The organism is Streptomyces sp. NPDC016851, assembly GCF_055562795.1.
The window spans coordinates 192,027-205,792 of the sequence record NZ_JBVHEP010000013.1; the positions used below are offsets into that span (position 1 = coordinate 192,027).

Here is a 13,766-nt window from a genome sequence, read left to right on the forward strand (position 1 = left end):
GTTCTCCCCTCGCCCGAGGACCATCCGGCCAAGCATCATCCGACAAGCAAGGAGTGCTGATGAGCACGTCGGACTCCCACCCGGCCACGGTGGGCTGGTTCGAGATCACTGCCACCGACCCGTCCCGCAGCCAGCAGTTCTACCAGGAGCTCTTCGGCTGGAGTTTCCACTCGTTCGGCAGCGACGACTCGTACCGTACGATCACCGCACCCGGTGCCGCAACGAGCATGGGGGCGCTGCGCGGCGGCGGCCGGGACACGCTGTGCATCAGCGTCGTGTGCTCCGACGCGGCAGCGGAGGTCCGCCGCCTGGAGCCGCTCGGCGCCGCGCTCGCCGAGCCCCCCGAGCGCACACCTGCGGGCGACATCCACGCGGTGGTCATCGATGTGCGAGGGAACCGGCTCGGGCTGTTCGAGCCCGCCGCGCGGCGCGATCCGGCCGCCGCGCGCGACGCCGCCCCCGTGCTGAACGCCACGGCCTTCTTCGAGATCGGGACCACCGACCTCGCCGCGACGCAGGAGTTCTACGAGAAGGCGTTCGGCTGGACCACCGAACGCGACACGGCGGCCGAAGGCGTGGCGTACTACGGCGTTCTGCCGCCCGGGGCCACCGGTGAGATCGGCGGTGTTCTCGACGGCACGGCCGACTACGCGATCCCCGGGGTACGCGTCGCCGACGTCCCGGCTCTGCTGAAGCGCGCCGAGGCGGCCGGAGCACGCCGGGTGATGGGCCCCCTCTCGGATGCGAACGGGGTGGTGGTCGGACAGTTCCTCGATCCCTTCGGCAACCGGTGGAGCACGTTCACCCTGCCGACGGCCGAGTGAAGCCGGCTCATGGAAGAGACATAGTCATGCCTTTTGCCGTGTACGTGCTGGGTGTCGCGATCTTCACCCTCAACACCACCGAGATCATGGTGGCCGGGCTGATCCCAGGGATCTCGTCCGAGTTCGGCGTCTCCGTCGCGGCGGTCGGGTACCTGATCTCGATCTTCGCCGTGGGAATGGTCGTCGGCGGCCCGTCCCTGACCATCGCGATGCGCAAGCTGCCGCCGAAGCGGTCACTGATCTGGCTGCTCGTCGTCTTCGTCATCGGCCAGACGATCGCGGCGATCGCCCCGGACTACTGGGTGCTCGCGGTGGCACGCGTGGTGACGGCGCTGGCCGCGTCCGCCTTCTTCGGCGTGGCCGCCGCGGTCTGCGTGCAGCTCGTCGGCGCCGAGCGCCGCGGACGGGCGATGTCGGTCCTCTACGGCGGCCTCACCATCGCCCAAGTCGTCAGCCTGCCCGCCGCGTCACTCATCGAGCAGCACCTCGGGTGGCGGGCGAGCTTCTGGATCGTCGGCGCCCTGGCCCTCGTGTGCATCGTCGCGGTCGTGCTGAAGGTGCCAGGCCGCGAGGAGGCCCAGACCCTCGACCTGCCGACGGAGATCCAGGCTCTGCGCAGCGGACGGCTGTGGGGCGCGTATGCGACCAACGCCCTCGTCATCGGGGCGGCCGTGACCGGCTTCACCTACCTGTCGCCGATCTTCACCGATGCCGGCGGCTTCTCGCGGTCGACCGTTCCCGTGCTGTTCGCCTTGTACGGGCTGGCCACCGTGGTGGGCAACGCCGTCGTGGGGCGGTACGCGGACCGCTACACTAGGCCGGTCCTCGTCGGCGGGCTCACCGCGCTGACCCTCGTGCTGGCCGGCTTCGCGCTGACGCTCACCCACCAGGTGCCGGTGATCGTCGCCACCGTCCTTCTCGGCCTGATCGGGCTGCCTCTCAACCCGGCGATGGCCACTCGCGTCATGGCGTTGTCCAACAACGGCGCCCTGGTGAACTCCCTCAACGGGTCCGCGATCAACGTGGGCGTGGCCATCGGCCCCTGGCTCGGCGGCCTCGGGATCAGCGCCGGGCACGGTCTGTCCGCGCCGCTGTGGAGCGGCGCGGTCATGGCCTTCCTCGGGCTGCTCACCCTCATCCCCGATTTCCTCAAGCGCACCGGGGCTCCTCACGAAGGACGCCAGGAAGTCCGCGTGACGCCATGAGCCGCATGCCGTCCACCCCCATGCCCCGGCGACCCCGACGAAAGGGACGACAGTGTCCTGGCCGACTCAGCACGACACAAGGACCGCCTTCGACAAAGGTCTCCCGCCACTCGACGGCATCGATCACGTCGTCATCGTGGGTGCGGGTCTGGCCGGCCTCGGCGCCGCTCACGAGCTGACCAAGCGGGGCATCCGCGTCACGGTGCTGGAGGCGTCCGGCCATCCGGGTGGCCGGACCAGGACCCTGCGCGCCTCGTTCGCCGACGGTCTCCAAGCCGAGGCCGGCGCCATGACGGTGACGAACCAGTGCGACGACTACACCGTGCACTATCTGCGCGAGATGGGCGTCGAGACGGAACCGAGCGACCTCGTCGGCACGGACTTCTCGTACTACCGCAACGGCACGCGGATCCGGCCGGATCAGACGGCGGAACACGCCGCCCTCCTGGGCCTGCACCCGGACGAGCGGGAGCTGACCGTCGAGGAGATGGTGGCCAGGTACGTCACGCAGCCGAACAAGGACATCGGCCCGGAGGTCCTGGCCCCGGTCTGGAGCCCGTCGCCGCGGCTGCTGGAGCTCGACCAACTCTCGGTGCGCGAGGTGCTCGAGGCCCGGGGCGCCTCCGCCGCCGCGATCAGCCTGATCGAGCCGTACTTCCTGGAGATGCGCGGGAACGAGCTGGGAACCGCGTCGGCCATGTCGTGGGCACGCTACGAGTCGGGCCCCTGGTCCCTGTCAGCCCCCGGTGCCGACTGGCGCAAGATCAAGGGCGGTACGGACATGCTGGCCCGGGCCCTGGCCGACAGGGTCGCGGATCATGTCTTCTACCGGGCCCCTGTGGTGCGGATCGCGCAGGACGACCACGAGGCGCGGGTGACCTTCCTCGACCGCAACCGGCTCCAGACGCTCACCGCGGACCGCGTCATCGTCACCGCGCCCTTCGCGGGCATACGCCACATCAACCTGGGGATGGCCCGCCTGTCCCCGGAGAAGCACGCGGCCATGCGCCGGATGCGGTACGTGTCGGCCACCCGCGTCTTCCTTCAGATGCGCAGGCAGTTCTGGCCGGAGAAACAGCTGATGCTGTCCACCGACGGCCCGGTCCGCACCGTGCGTGACGCCATGCCGCGGCGGCCGGCGGGACGGAAGATTGTCGAGTGCTGGTTCAGTGGTTGGTCCGCTCAGGCGGTGGCGAGCATGGGCCCGGAGGAGCGCGTCGATTTCGCGCTCGACGAGGTCGAGCCGCTTCTCCCCGGCACGCGCGCGAACTTCGAACTCGGCACGTCCTTCTCCTGGGACAACGAACGCTACATAGGAGGCGCGTACGTGCTTCCGGAGCTGGGCCACCACGCGTTGATGGAGCACGCACGGCGCCCGGAGGGACGGATCCACTTCGCCGGCGAGCACACCTCCTACGAGCCCAATGGAGGGTCCATGAACTACGCGCTGGAGTCCGCCGTCCGGGTTCTCCTCGAACTGTCGGGCTCGTGATGTCGTGCGCCGAAGGGACGGCAGGCCGGTCACTGACGGCCGAGGCGGGCGCCGAACTGCCGCAACAGGTCGCGGAATTCCGCGGGCTCCTCGACGCGGAAGTCGACGTCGAGGAAGGCGAGACGCGGCAGGAGCCACTGCCAGGATTCGAGCATGAGGACGGCCTGGGTCCCGCCTCCTGCGGCCGCCGTGAGGTCGATGTCCTCATGCGCGAACGCGTCCGCCACCTCCGTCATGGGGGCGTCGATCGTCACCACCACACGCTGCCGGTTTCTGTTGATGCTCTGGCGGAGGTAGTCGACGCCGGTCCCCGCGGGCAGCGTGCGCGGTGCGAACGTCCTGGTCTGCGCCTGGAGTTCACAGAGGCGGTCGATGCGGAACACGCGCCAGTCCTCCTTGTCGGTGTCCCATCCCAGCAGGTACCACCTCATGAGCAGGTGGATCTGGCGATAGGGCTCGACCCTGCGCGAGGTGGCCGTCCCGTTCGCGCCGACGTAGCGGAAGGTCACCACGCGGGCGTGCGTGATCGCTTCGGCGAGCGTGCTCATCGTCTCCGCGCTGATGCTCGGTGTCGGCGTCGGTGTCGTCTCCAGGCTGGTGCGCAGCGCGGCCACGCGGGGGCGCAGTCGCTTGGGCAGGTACTGATCGACTTTGCCGTACGCACGGATCGCCGCGTCGTCGACGCTGCCCCCACGCGCGTTGCCGGTCGCGCCGAGGGCGGCCAGGCCCAGCAGGGTCGCGATCGCCTCGTCGTCGTCGAGCAGCAGCGGGGGCATGGTCCGCCCGGCCGTGAGCCGGTAGTAGCCGCCCGGGCCCGGCTGCGTCTCGACCGGGTATCCGTAGCCGCGGAGCCGGTTGATGTCACGCCGCAGGGTGCGCGGGGGGACGTCCAGCCGGGCCGCCAGCTCCTCGCCCGTGAACGTCTTGCCCGACTGCAGCACGACCAGCAGAGCGAGGATGCGTTGCAGGACGTCGGCCATGAACGCATCGTCGCAGACAGTCGCGGCCACTTTCCGTCCACATCTCACGTTACGGTCCTGAATATGTCCAACCGAGAGATCCGGATCACGCGAGCCCGTACCCACAACCTGCAAGACCTCGACGTGGCCGTGCCCCGCTCACAAGTCGTGGTCTTCGTCGGCGTGTCGGGCTCGGGCAAGTCGTCGCTGGTGTTCGACACGATCGCAGCGGAGGCGGGCTACCAACTGCACGAGACGTTCCCGCCCTACATCCGCAACCGGCTGCCGAAGTGGACCCGCCCCGAGGTCGGCGAGATCCAGGGGCTCTCCCCGGTGGTGGTGATCGACCAGCGGCGTCTGGGCGGTAACGCCCGCTCCACGGTCGGCACGATCACGGACACCTGGACCTACCTCCGGCTGCTGTTCTCCCGGGTGAGCACACCGCACGTCGGCGAGTCCAGCCACTTCTCCTTCAACGACCCGGCCGGCATGTGCCCCACCTGCTCGGGCATCGGCGAGGTCGTAGCCAGCTCCGTCGACCGCTTCATCGACCCGGACAGGTCGCTGCGCGAGGGCGCCGTCCTGCTGCCCGGGTTCGCCGTCGACGGTTACTGGTACAAGAACTTCGCCGACATCGGCGTCTTCGACGTCGACAAGCCGCTGCGCCACTGGAGCCGGACCGAACGGGACGCGCTGCTGTACGGCATCGGGTCCGCCGGGTCGCTGGCGAACCGGCTTCCCAAGGGCTACCAGGGCATCGTCGAGCGGTTCGAGCGCATCTACCTGCGTACCTCCGACGACATGAACGACCGCAAGAAGGAAACCCTCGCCAAATTCACCCGTTCCGAGGTGTGCCCGGACTGCTGCGGGGACCGTCTCAACAAGGAGAGCCGGGCGGCCAAGGTGCTCGGCCACACCATCGGCGAGATGGCGCGGTTGGAGGTCGATGAGCTCGCGGAGCTGGTGCAGGGCGTGACCGACGCAACCGTGGCACCGGTGGTGGCCGCGCTGACGGAACGGCTCCAGGCGATGATCACCATCGGGCTCGGCTATCTCCACCTCGGCCGCGCCACCACGACGCTCTCGGGTGGCGAGTCCCAGCGGATCAAGACCGTCAAGCACCTGGGCAGCAGCCTCACCGAGATGCTCTACGTATTCGACGAACCCACCGTCGGGCTGCACGCCCACGACATCTCCTCCATGACCGAGCTGCTCAAGCAGCTCCGGGACAAGGGCAACAGCGTCCTCGTGGTCGAGCACGACCCCGCCGTCATGGCCATCGCCGACCAGATCATCGAGGTCGGGCCCCTCGCGGGCGCGCACGGCGGAACGCTCGTCTACCAGGGCAGCTTCCGTGGCCTCCGCAAGGCCGGCACCGCCACGGCGGCGGCGCTGTCAGAGCGCCGGCCCATCAAGGACGATCCGCGGACGCCGCGGGGACACATCACCGTGGCCAACGCCACGCGCAACAACCTCAAGAACCTGACCGTGGACATTCCAACGGGCGTGACAACCGTGCTCACCGGCGTGGCCGGCTCCGGGAAGTCCAGTCTCGCGAGCGAACTCGTCGCCCAGCACGACGCGGTCGTGATCGACCAGAAGCAGGTCAGCACCAACCGCCGCTCGACCCCCATCACCTACACCGGGATCGCGGCCCCCATCCGTAAGGTTTTCGCACGCCACAACCAGGTCCCAGCCGGCCTGTTCAGCGCCAACTCCGAGGGCGCCTGCCCCGAGTGCAAGGGCCTCGGGATCGTCTCCACCGACCTGGCGTTCATGGAGGATCAGGAAACGGTCTGCGAAACCTGCCAGGGGCGCCGGTTCACGCCCGAGGTCCTGGAGTACCGGGTCGACGGGCTGTCCATCGCCGACATCGACGACCTCACGGTCGCCGATGCCATCGACCGGCTCTCCGATCGCACGATCACGAAGGCGCTGCGCCACCTCGACGAGGTCGGCCTGGGCTACCTCCGGCTCGGCCAGCCCCTCACGTCTCTCTCCGGAGGTGAGTGCCAGCGCGTGAAGATCGCCAAGGAGCTCCGGGACTCCACCGACCCGACCCTCTACATCCTCGACGAGCCCACTACCGGCCTGCACCTACGTGACATCGACACCCTGCTGAGCCACCTCGACAGCCTGGTGGACCACGGTCACACCGTTGTACTGATCGAGCACAACCTCGATGTCATCCGACAGGCCGACTGGATCATCGACCTCGGCCCCGGCCCCGGGAAGCACGGCGGGGAGATCCTCTATCAGGGGCCCGTCGCCGGCATCACCTCCACGGCCACCGCCGAAGCGCTGCACGAAACCGCCTGATCCCGCCGCCATGGCACCGCCCGGGAAGAACGCACGGCCCCAGAAAAGGTCTTCTACTCACTCATCCTCAACTCACCCGATACCGTCTCATTGCAGAACCTGAAGCCGATCCCGCGCACCGTGACGATCCACTGCGCAGAACCGAGCTTCTTGCGGATGCTGCTGAGGTGCGTGTCTATCGTCCGGCTGGCCAGCGACGTCACTTCCGGGTCCGTGTTGTCGTAGGCCCACACGCGCCGCAGCAGCTCGGACCGGGTGAAGATCTTCCCCGGCTCGCCCGCGAGAAGATGGAGCATCTCGAACTCCGTGCGGGTCAGCGCGATGAGTTCGCCACCGACCCGGACCTCACGCAGATTGGGATCGATCTCCAGTTGGTCAGCGACCACCAGCGGTTGGGGCCTGGTCCGTACTCTGCGCAACAGCGCTTCAAGACGCGCCATGAGCTCGCGACTGGGATAAGGCTTCGTAATGCAGTCGTCACACCCTATTTCCAGGGCGAGCACCCGGTCGAACTCGTCCTTGGAGAAACCGACCATCGGGACGTGGCTGACCTCACGGATCCTCTTGCACAGTGTGAGTCCGTCGAAATCCTTGAGGTCGAGATCAATGAGAACGACGTCGAAGTCGTGGGCGGTAGCCATTGCTTGTGCACCCGTCCCGGCCGCTTCGGTCCCGAAACCGTGGCGCTCAAGATCCTTGATCATCACCTCTGCGCCTTCGCAATCCGCAACGACCAGTAATCTGGCTTCTTGGTCGACCAACACTTCCTCCTGACTCGTCAATGCGATCATGACACGACCGACTCTCCGAGATCGCCTTCGCGGCACAAGGACACGTACCCCGCCCAGCGGATTTCGAACAACGACAGCCAGTGGAGGCACATGAACGGCATCGGAAGATTGGTCGATCACGGACACACTTCCGCCACGAGATGCGCAATAGCGGTACGAACGTGCGCTCTCCAAAAGCATATTCTCGCGACGCAAAGACGGTTGCTTCTCCAACGGGGCCAGCGATAAACTATTACTGGACTCATGATGGATGATTCAGAATGAGGTCACCTTGAACAACGAGGCGTCAACGTCATGTCGGCAGAGTGGTCCTGACCACGCCCTGAGCCCGGGACGGAGTGCCGGCGCTGGAGTGCGAACGCGGCGTGTTCCAGGTCGGCGGCCTTGCGCAGCGCGCCTGCGCGGTGGTCGCAGCACGCGCACTCCCCGGCAACGTCCTGAGGGTGGCAGCAACCGGATCCACAGCCGAGCGTGACGAGTGGCCGCCGGACCCGTACGGAAATCGACCTCGGCACCCCGCCTTGGCGTTATAAGCCACGGTTGACCGAAGGCAGGTTTGGGCCTTGTCGTGGCAACACTGTCACGATTTGGAAGAATTCGAGGCCACGTCCGCACATCCATGATGCGCCCTCGAGAGGAAACCCACGGACCAGGCCGACTCGGCAGCAGGGAGAACTTCCGGTACCCATTGACAGGTCAGAGTCGCGGCAGAGGAGAAGAAAGTCACGGCACGACCACACCACCCTCTGGTGCATTTTATTGCTTTACACCTCAGGCCAAACATATTTTTCTTGAGGTTAGCTCCTCCCCCTCTGCCAGGTCAATCTTCAATCAAGATGTTGGCTTGGATTATTCGTCTGCACTCAACCAACGCAGCTTGTCCAGCCGGCGCAGAACCTCAACGACGCCCGCCATGAAAGGCGGCCTGACCCGGATCAGCCTGATGAAGGCCGCCTGGGGGCACCCCTGTGACGCGACCGATGTCGAGCGCCGCGCACCATCACCGGCGGCGCCGACGACCCGATCCCCGTCGATTCCCGGCCGCGTCGACCAGAACTTTGCGAGATCCAGGTACTGGAAGCACCTGTGACCACCTTCGACCTCGAAGGCCGCACCCGCCCGGATGATGACCGCTCCAAAAACGGAGTTCTGCCATGAGCCGCACCGCCCTCCCGACGCCCGTCCGCCAAGTGGCTCAGATCCACGTCGACGGCACGTGGAAGACCGCCACCGGCACCGAGACCGTCACCCTGCTGGACCCGGCCACGGAACAGCCGCTGGGCAGCACCGTCCTCGGCAGCGCCGTCGATGTGAATGCCGCCGTCACCTCGGCGCGCCGGGCGTTCGACCTCGGGCCTTGGGGCCGCAGCACCCCGGCCGAGCGAGCGGATGTCCTGGATCGCTTCGCCGATGCCCTGGAACAGCACGCCGACGAGATGAGCCGTCTGGTCACCCGGGAGATGGGGATGCCGCTGGGATTCTCCCTGATGAACAACGTCGATGCCCCGGCGATGGTGCTCCGCTACTACGCGGGCCTGTCCCGTGGGCTGGAGCAGGAGGAGACCCGCGTCCCCGTCGGGCCCGGCAACCGGACCGTCGTACGGCGTGAGCCGATCGGTGTGGCGGCTGTCATCCCGCCCTGGAACTACCCGGTGTTTCTCGCCATCACCAAGATCGCACCGGCGTTGGCGGCCGGCTGCACCGTCGTCTTCAAGCCCTCGGTGGAGACCTCGCTGAGCGGCGCCCTGCTGGTCCGGATCGCGCAGGAGGCCGGGCTGCCGGCCGGCGTCCTCTGCTTCGTGCCCGGCGGCGCCGCCACCGGCGCCGAGCTCGTCCGGCACCCCGGGATCGAGAAAGTCGCCTTCACGGGCGCCACCTCCACCGGCCGCCTCATCGGTGCCGAGTGCGGCGAACGCCTCATCCCGGCCAACCTCGAACTCGGCGGCAAATCCGCTGCGATCGTCCTCGACGACGCCGACCTGGAACACACCCTGCAGGGGCTGGGGTTCCTGTCGTTCCTCAACACCGGCCAAACCTGCTTCGCGATGACCCGCGTCGTCGCCACGCCCGGCCGCTACGACCAGATACTCGACGGTCTCGCCGAGATCACGCGTCAACAGGTGATCGGTGACCCTCTGGACCCGGCGACCACGAGCGGACCGCTGGTGAGCGCCCGCCAGCGCGAGAAGGTGGAACAGTACGTGGCTTTGGGCGTCGCGGAGGGGGCCAGGCTGGTGACCGGGGGCCGCCGCCCGGACACCCCGGTCACGGGCTGGTTCTACGAGCCGACCGTCTTCGCCGAGGTCGGCAACGGGATGCGGATCGCCCGGGAAGAGATCTTCGGCCCGGTGGTGTGCGTGCTGCGAGCCGCCGACGAGGACGAAGCCGTGGCCATCGCCAACGACAGCCCCTACGGCCTCGCCGGGACTGTGTGGACAGCCGACCCCGAACACGGCCTGGACATCGGCCGCCGAGTACGGGCGGGCACCGTCGGAGTCAACGGATACCCACCCGACATCTCCGCCCCCTGGGGCGGCATGAAGGACAGCGGCGGCGGCCGCGAGTACGGCCCGGAGGGCCTTGAGTCCTATCGCGTCGTCAAGTCCCTCTACATCTGACGCCCCAATCCGAAGGATCTGGGTGAGCGGGTCCTCGGTGCCGGTCGGGTCCAAGGCAGGCCTGCCCGGCATCCACGAGCGTGCGGTTCCTGCCGCCGGCCGCCAGATGTGGGCTCGCCCCCGCTCAGGCCGGCAGGACGTCCTCGCCCGCCGTCACGGGCACGACCTCGTCGGCCGGCGGCGCCTCGGCCTTCACCGGCGTCCCGAAGTCCGACAGTGTCATCGTCGTCATGGCCTTCACACCGCCGAAGCAGGACAGCCGGGCCTGGACGGCGCGCCCCTCCCCGTCGACCCACACGTCCGCGAAGACAGGCATGACGTCGCCCAGCTTCTTACGCACGTCGTCCAGCCCCTTTTTCGTCTCCGCCGTCATCCGGAGCGTCGCGGTCGCGTGGTCGATCGTGCCCCGGTAGTGCACCGCAGGGGCGCCGTTCACCTGCTCCTCGCCCTCGCTCGACACCTGCCGCATCGCCTTCAGCTGGCGGAGCAGGTGCTCGGGGTCGTTCAGCGGCGCCCGCAGGAAATAGCGAGTCAGAGCCTCGCTCCGGACGGCCGAGGCCCACTCGCTCCCACCCACCGCCCGCGAGCCCCGCACATAGACGGGCCTTTGTCCGGGCCACCGGAACAGGCGGTGCAGAGCAGGAGGACAGCGGCGGAGACGAGGGAGGCGCGGCGCATGGGCTCTCCGAGGAATCGTCACTTCGGCAGGGTGGAGCCCGACAGGGCCGGTAGATCTTCGCACGAAACCGGTGACGGGGCCCGGGGTTTCGGCCGTGACGCCCCGACAGTGGCGAGGGCGCGGCAGGCGAGCAGGACCCGCCCCGATGCGGATGGTGGGCGGGCCCTGCTCGTGCGGACCATTGTCGGGATCTGGTGCCGGTGGGGCCACGAGTGTGATCCGCCGGTGTGCGCGCGGCGCGCACACCCCGTGCGCGCCGCGTGCCTCCGAGCACCCGGTACTGTCCCCTGGCGCCGCCGGGTGCCGCAGGGCGCTGCCCCGTGTGTGACCCCGGGTTATGCCCGTCGGCCTGCGGAGACGATACTGGCAGCAGCCCCTGCCCCCGTTCACAGTTGGACCCATGCCGACTTCCCCCACCGTCCGCCCCATGACTCCCGCCACGGTGTGGCTGGCTCGCGGCCGCCATGCCGAAGGCGCCGCGGAAGACGTGCTCCGGCGCTCGCTGGAGCAGCGCAAGCGAAGTCGGGCCATCGACGACTTCCTCGAGTTGCCCGAAGCCGGAAGTGAAGCCGGGACCGAGGCCGACCCCGAGGCCGACCCCGAGGCCCGTACCGATGCCGGGACCGAGGACGCCCCGGCGGAGCGGGTCTTCGAGGCCCGCTGGCGGGTGGAGGAGACGGTGACCGTGCGGGCCCGGATCGGCGTGACGCCCGGGCCGGACGGCGGGCAGGAGTGGATCCTGGTCGCGGAGGCCGAGCGGCCGTGGAACAACGACTGGCCGTCGCCCGCCGCGCTGTTCTGGCCGGAGGAGCCGGACCTCGCCTGGGACCGGGACGGCGCCGCGGAGCTGTCCCTGCGGAAGATCAACCCACTCCCCCACGACGACAAGGACACGCGCCGCCTGTTCAGGAACGCGGTGCGCGGCGGGTGGCACATCCACGTGGTCGTCCACGAGGCGATGACCACCGACGAGAGGGGCCGGTTGCCGGTGGCGCGGTGGCTCCCGCCGAGCCTGCGGCACCGTGTGGTGGAGCACCGCGCCGCTCCCCAGCAGCACCGGGGCCTCAACTGGGCCCTGCGCGACCTGGGGGTCCAGGTGCCGCGCGGCGGTGCCGCGGTGCTGCCCGGCACCCCGGCGCCGGAGGGCTACGTCGCCGAGGACTTCTCCGTCCGCGCGGTCTTCCTGGACGGCTCGGAGCCCACCGACCTCGTCGACGCGGTGACGCGGTACGCCGCGCTCCCGAGACCGCTGCCCGAAGGAGCCGAGGACGCCCTCACCGCGCTGCGGGAGGACTGGCACCTGCTGACGCTCCAGGAGGAGCTGGAGCGCCAGCGCGGGCTGGTGGCCATGTACGCCGAGGCGCTGGAGGCCATGACGAAGTCACGTGACCTGTACCGGGAGGCCGCCGAACGCGCCCACGAGGCCCTGGCCGCCTACCAGGAGTCCGCCGAGACCGCTCCCGCGCGCCGGCAGCCCTCCGACACCCCCACGGCGTCTCCGCTGCAGCAGCTCACACGCACGTTCGAACGCCTCAAGACCAGGTCCCAGCGTCCCGTGGCTTCGCCCGGCGACGAGCAATGACGAGCATCAGGAAGCCGAGCCTTCTGGGCCCGGGTTGCGGGTGAGCAGGTCGGCGACCCGAGCGATCATCTGGCTCTCCTCGCCGTTGCGGGCGGTCGTCGGGTGGTAGGCGAGCACGAAGCGGCGCCGCTGGTCACGTGTGGAGAACGCGGCGTTCTTGTAGCCGTACGTCTCGCCGGTCTTGCCCCAGAGAGTCACGCCGTTGACGGTGGCCTGCTGCAGGCCGGTGGTGTAGCGGGCCGGGGAGCCGTCCAGCATGCGCACGTCGTCCGGTGGCAGGGTGAACATCAGCTGAAGCAGCTCGGGCGGGAGCAGTGCGCCGGAGAACAGCGCGGCGAGCAGCCGATCGACGTCGCTCGCGGTGGAGATCATGTCGCCCTCGCCGCGGGCGGACGACTGGTCGTAGGTGGTGATGTCGCGCAGGCTGCCGTCGGGCATCCGCAGGTAGCCGTGCACGTGCCGGCCGTGGATGCGCGGGTCGTCGCCGGGCACGACGGTGCCCGCCAGGCCCAGTGGACGCAGGATGCGGGCCGTGACGGCCTTCCCGTAGGGCCGGCCGGTCACCTCGTCGACGATCAGTGCGGCCAGGACGTAGTTGATGCCCCGGTACTCCTGCCGGGTGCCCGGAGGGAACTTCAGCGGCCCGTGCGTCGCCGTCGCCACCCACTCCTGCGGCGTCCAGTGGTCGAAGCGGTGGCGGAACACCTCCTCGGCGGTGTCCGGCTCCGGGATGCCGACGTGGTCGGGCAGTCCGCTGGTGTGGTTCAGCAGGTGCGCCACCGTGACCGCCGCGAAGCGGGCCGGCAGCAGCCCCGGCAGGAGGCGCCGCACCGGCGCGTCCAGGTCGACCCGGCCCTCCGCCACCAGCTGCAGCACCACCGTGGCGACGAAAACCTTGGTGATGCTGCCGATCCGGACCTTGTCACGTGCTGTCACGGGCCGCCGCGTGCTGATGTCGGCCACGCCCGAGGTGCCGCACCAGCGGCCGGTCGTGCCGCCTACGCGCAGCTGGGCCGCGGTCGACGGCGGGTGCTCCAGGTCGTCGATCGCCGCCTGCAGGGCCATGGGGTCCAGCGGTGGGAGCTGGGCGGACGAGGCATGGGCGCGGGGCGCGGGCAGAGCCGCGGTGGCGGCCAGCGCGGCCGTCCCCAACAGGGTGGCGCCCGCAAAGGCCCTTCGTGACATGCGCGGTGAGGTCATGCCCCTCACGCTGTCAGCGGGCAGGCGCCCGAGCATCGGGGTCGGTCCCGGAGCGATCCCCGAGCGCACCCTGACCCGTCCCCGCACACACGGACGG

At 69.1% G+C, this 13,766-nt stretch carries 10 protein-coding genes; 6 read left to right on the forward strand and 4 right to left on the reverse strand.

Features of this window, described 5'->3' with window-relative positions:
- Positions 1 to 59 precede the first annotated feature (59 nt).
- Genes ACZ3I3_RS22325 through ACZ3I3_RS22335 form a run of 3 tightly spaced genes read left to right on the forward strand, consistent with a single transcriptional unit; the run spans position 60 to position 3,521 of the window.
- Entirely contained in the window at positions 60 to 824 is a 765-nt protein-coding gene (locus ACZ3I3_RS22325; RefSeq protein ID WP_467367616.1) for a VOC family protein, read from the forward strand.
- 26 nt (positions 825 to 850) lie between these two features.
- Entirely contained in the window at positions 851 to 2,029 is a 1,179-nt protein-coding gene (locus tag ACZ3I3_RS22330; RefSeq protein WP_467367618.1) for an MFS transporter, read from the forward strand.
- A gap of 52 nt (positions 2,030 to 2,081) precedes the next feature.
- The gene (locus ACZ3I3_RS22335) at positions 2,082 to 3,521 is read left to right on the forward strand and encodes a flavin monoamine oxidase family protein (protein WP_467367620.1); all 1,440 of its coding nucleotides are present in this window, start codon (positions 2,082 to 2,084) and stop codon (positions 3,519 to 3,521) included.
- Between the two features lie 29 nt (positions 3,522 to 3,550).
- Here the strand turns inward: ACZ3I3_RS22335 and ACZ3I3_RS22340 are convergent, their stop codons facing one another.
- Positions 3,551 to 4,501, reverse strand: coding sequence for a helix-turn-helix transcriptional regulator (locus tag ACZ3I3_RS22340; RefSeq protein ID WP_467367622.1), 951 nt, complete (start codon positions 4,499 to 4,501; stop codon positions 3,551 to 3,553).
- Positions 4,502 to 4,564: 63 nt separating this feature from the next.
- Between ACZ3I3_RS22340 and ACZ3I3_RS22345 the strand changes: the two genes are divergently transcribed.
- The gene (locus ACZ3I3_RS22345) at positions 4,565 to 6,799 is read left to right on the forward strand and encodes an ATP-binding cassette domain-containing protein (protein ID WP_467367624.1); all 2,235 of its coding nucleotides are present in this window, start codon (positions 4,565 to 4,567) and stop codon (positions 6,797 to 6,799) included.
- Positions 6,800 to 6,852: 53 nt separating this feature from the next.
- Here ACZ3I3_RS22345 and ACZ3I3_RS22350 read toward each other — a convergent pair whose 3' ends face one another.
- Positions 6,853 to 7,590 (reverse strand): response regulator transcription factor, encoded by a 738-nt coding sequence (locus tag ACZ3I3_RS22350; protein WP_467367625.1) that lies wholly within the window; start codon positions 7,588 to 7,590, stop codon positions 6,853 to 6,855.
- A gap of 1,154 nt (positions 7,591 to 8,744) precedes the next feature.
- On the opposite strand from ACZ3I3_RS22350, the gene ACZ3I3_RS22355 reads away from it, so the two are divergent.
- On the forward strand, positions 8,745 to 10,208 hold the full coding sequence (locus ACZ3I3_RS22355) for an aldehyde dehydrogenase (protein WP_467367626.1): 1,464 nt from the start codon (positions 8,745 to 8,747) through the stop codon (positions 10,206 to 10,208).
- Between the two features lie 124 nt (positions 10,209 to 10,332).
- Here the strand turns inward: ACZ3I3_RS22355 and ACZ3I3_RS22360 are convergent, their stop codons facing one another.
- Positions 10,333 to 10,785: an SCO4651 family lipoprotein gene (locus ACZ3I3_RS22360; protein WP_467367628.1), complete on the reverse strand. Its 453-nt coding sequence runs from the start codon at positions 10,783 to 10,785 to the stop codon at positions 10,333 to 10,335.
- A 502-nt stretch (positions 10,786 to 11,287) separates the two neighbouring features.
- Here ACZ3I3_RS22360 and ACZ3I3_RS22365 point away from each other — a divergent pair.
- Positions 11,288 to 12,469 carry a hypothetical protein gene (locus ACZ3I3_RS22365; RefSeq protein WP_467367630.1) on the forward strand — a complete coding sequence of 394 codons (1,182 nt, stop codon included), beginning with the start codon at positions 11,288 to 11,290 and terminating at the stop codon, positions 12,467 to 12,469.
- A 6-nt stretch (positions 12,470 to 12,475) separates the two neighbouring features.
- Here ACZ3I3_RS22365 and ACZ3I3_RS22370 read toward each other — a convergent pair whose 3' ends face one another.
- Positions 12,476 to 13,669, reverse strand: coding sequence for a serine hydrolase domain-containing protein (locus ACZ3I3_RS22370; RefSeq protein WP_467367632.1), 1,194 nt, complete (start codon positions 13,667 to 13,669; stop codon positions 12,476 to 12,478).
- Positions 13,670 to 13,766: the final 97 nt, after the last annotated feature.

Bases quoted from the DNA above. Each gene is read 5' to 3' on its own strand.
- ACZ3I3_RS22325 (WP_467367616.1), top strand. From the start codon at position 60: ATGAGCACGTCGGACTCCCACCCGGCCACGGTGGGCTGGTTCGAGATC.
- ACZ3I3_RS22330 (WP_467367618.1), top strand. From the start codon at position 851: ATGCCTTTTGCCGTGTACGTGCTGGGTGTCGCGATCTTCACCCTCAAC.
- ACZ3I3_RS22340 (WP_467367622.1), bottom strand. From the start codon at position 4,501: ATGGCCGACGTCCTGCAACGCATCCTCGCTCTGCTGGTCGTGCTGCAG.
- ACZ3I3_RS22345 (WP_467367624.1), top strand. From the start codon at position 4,565: ATGTCCAACCGAGAGATCCGGATCACGCGAGCCCGTACCCACAACCTG.
- ACZ3I3_RS22350 (WP_467367625.1), bottom strand. From the start codon at position 7,590: ATGATCGCATTGACGAGTCAGGAGGAAGTGTTGGTCGACCAAGAAGCC.
- ACZ3I3_RS22355 (WP_467367626.1), top strand. From the start codon at position 8,745: ATGAGCCGCACCGCCCTCCCGACGCCCGTCCGCCAAGTGGCTCAGATC.
- ACZ3I3_RS22365 (WP_467367630.1), top strand. From the start codon at position 11,288: ATGCCGACTTCCCCCACCGTCCGCCCCATGACTCCCGCCACGGTGTGG.
- ACZ3I3_RS22370 (WP_467367632.1), bottom strand. From the start codon at position 13,669: ATGACCTCACCGCGCATGTCACGAAGGGCCTTTGCGGGCGCCACCCTG.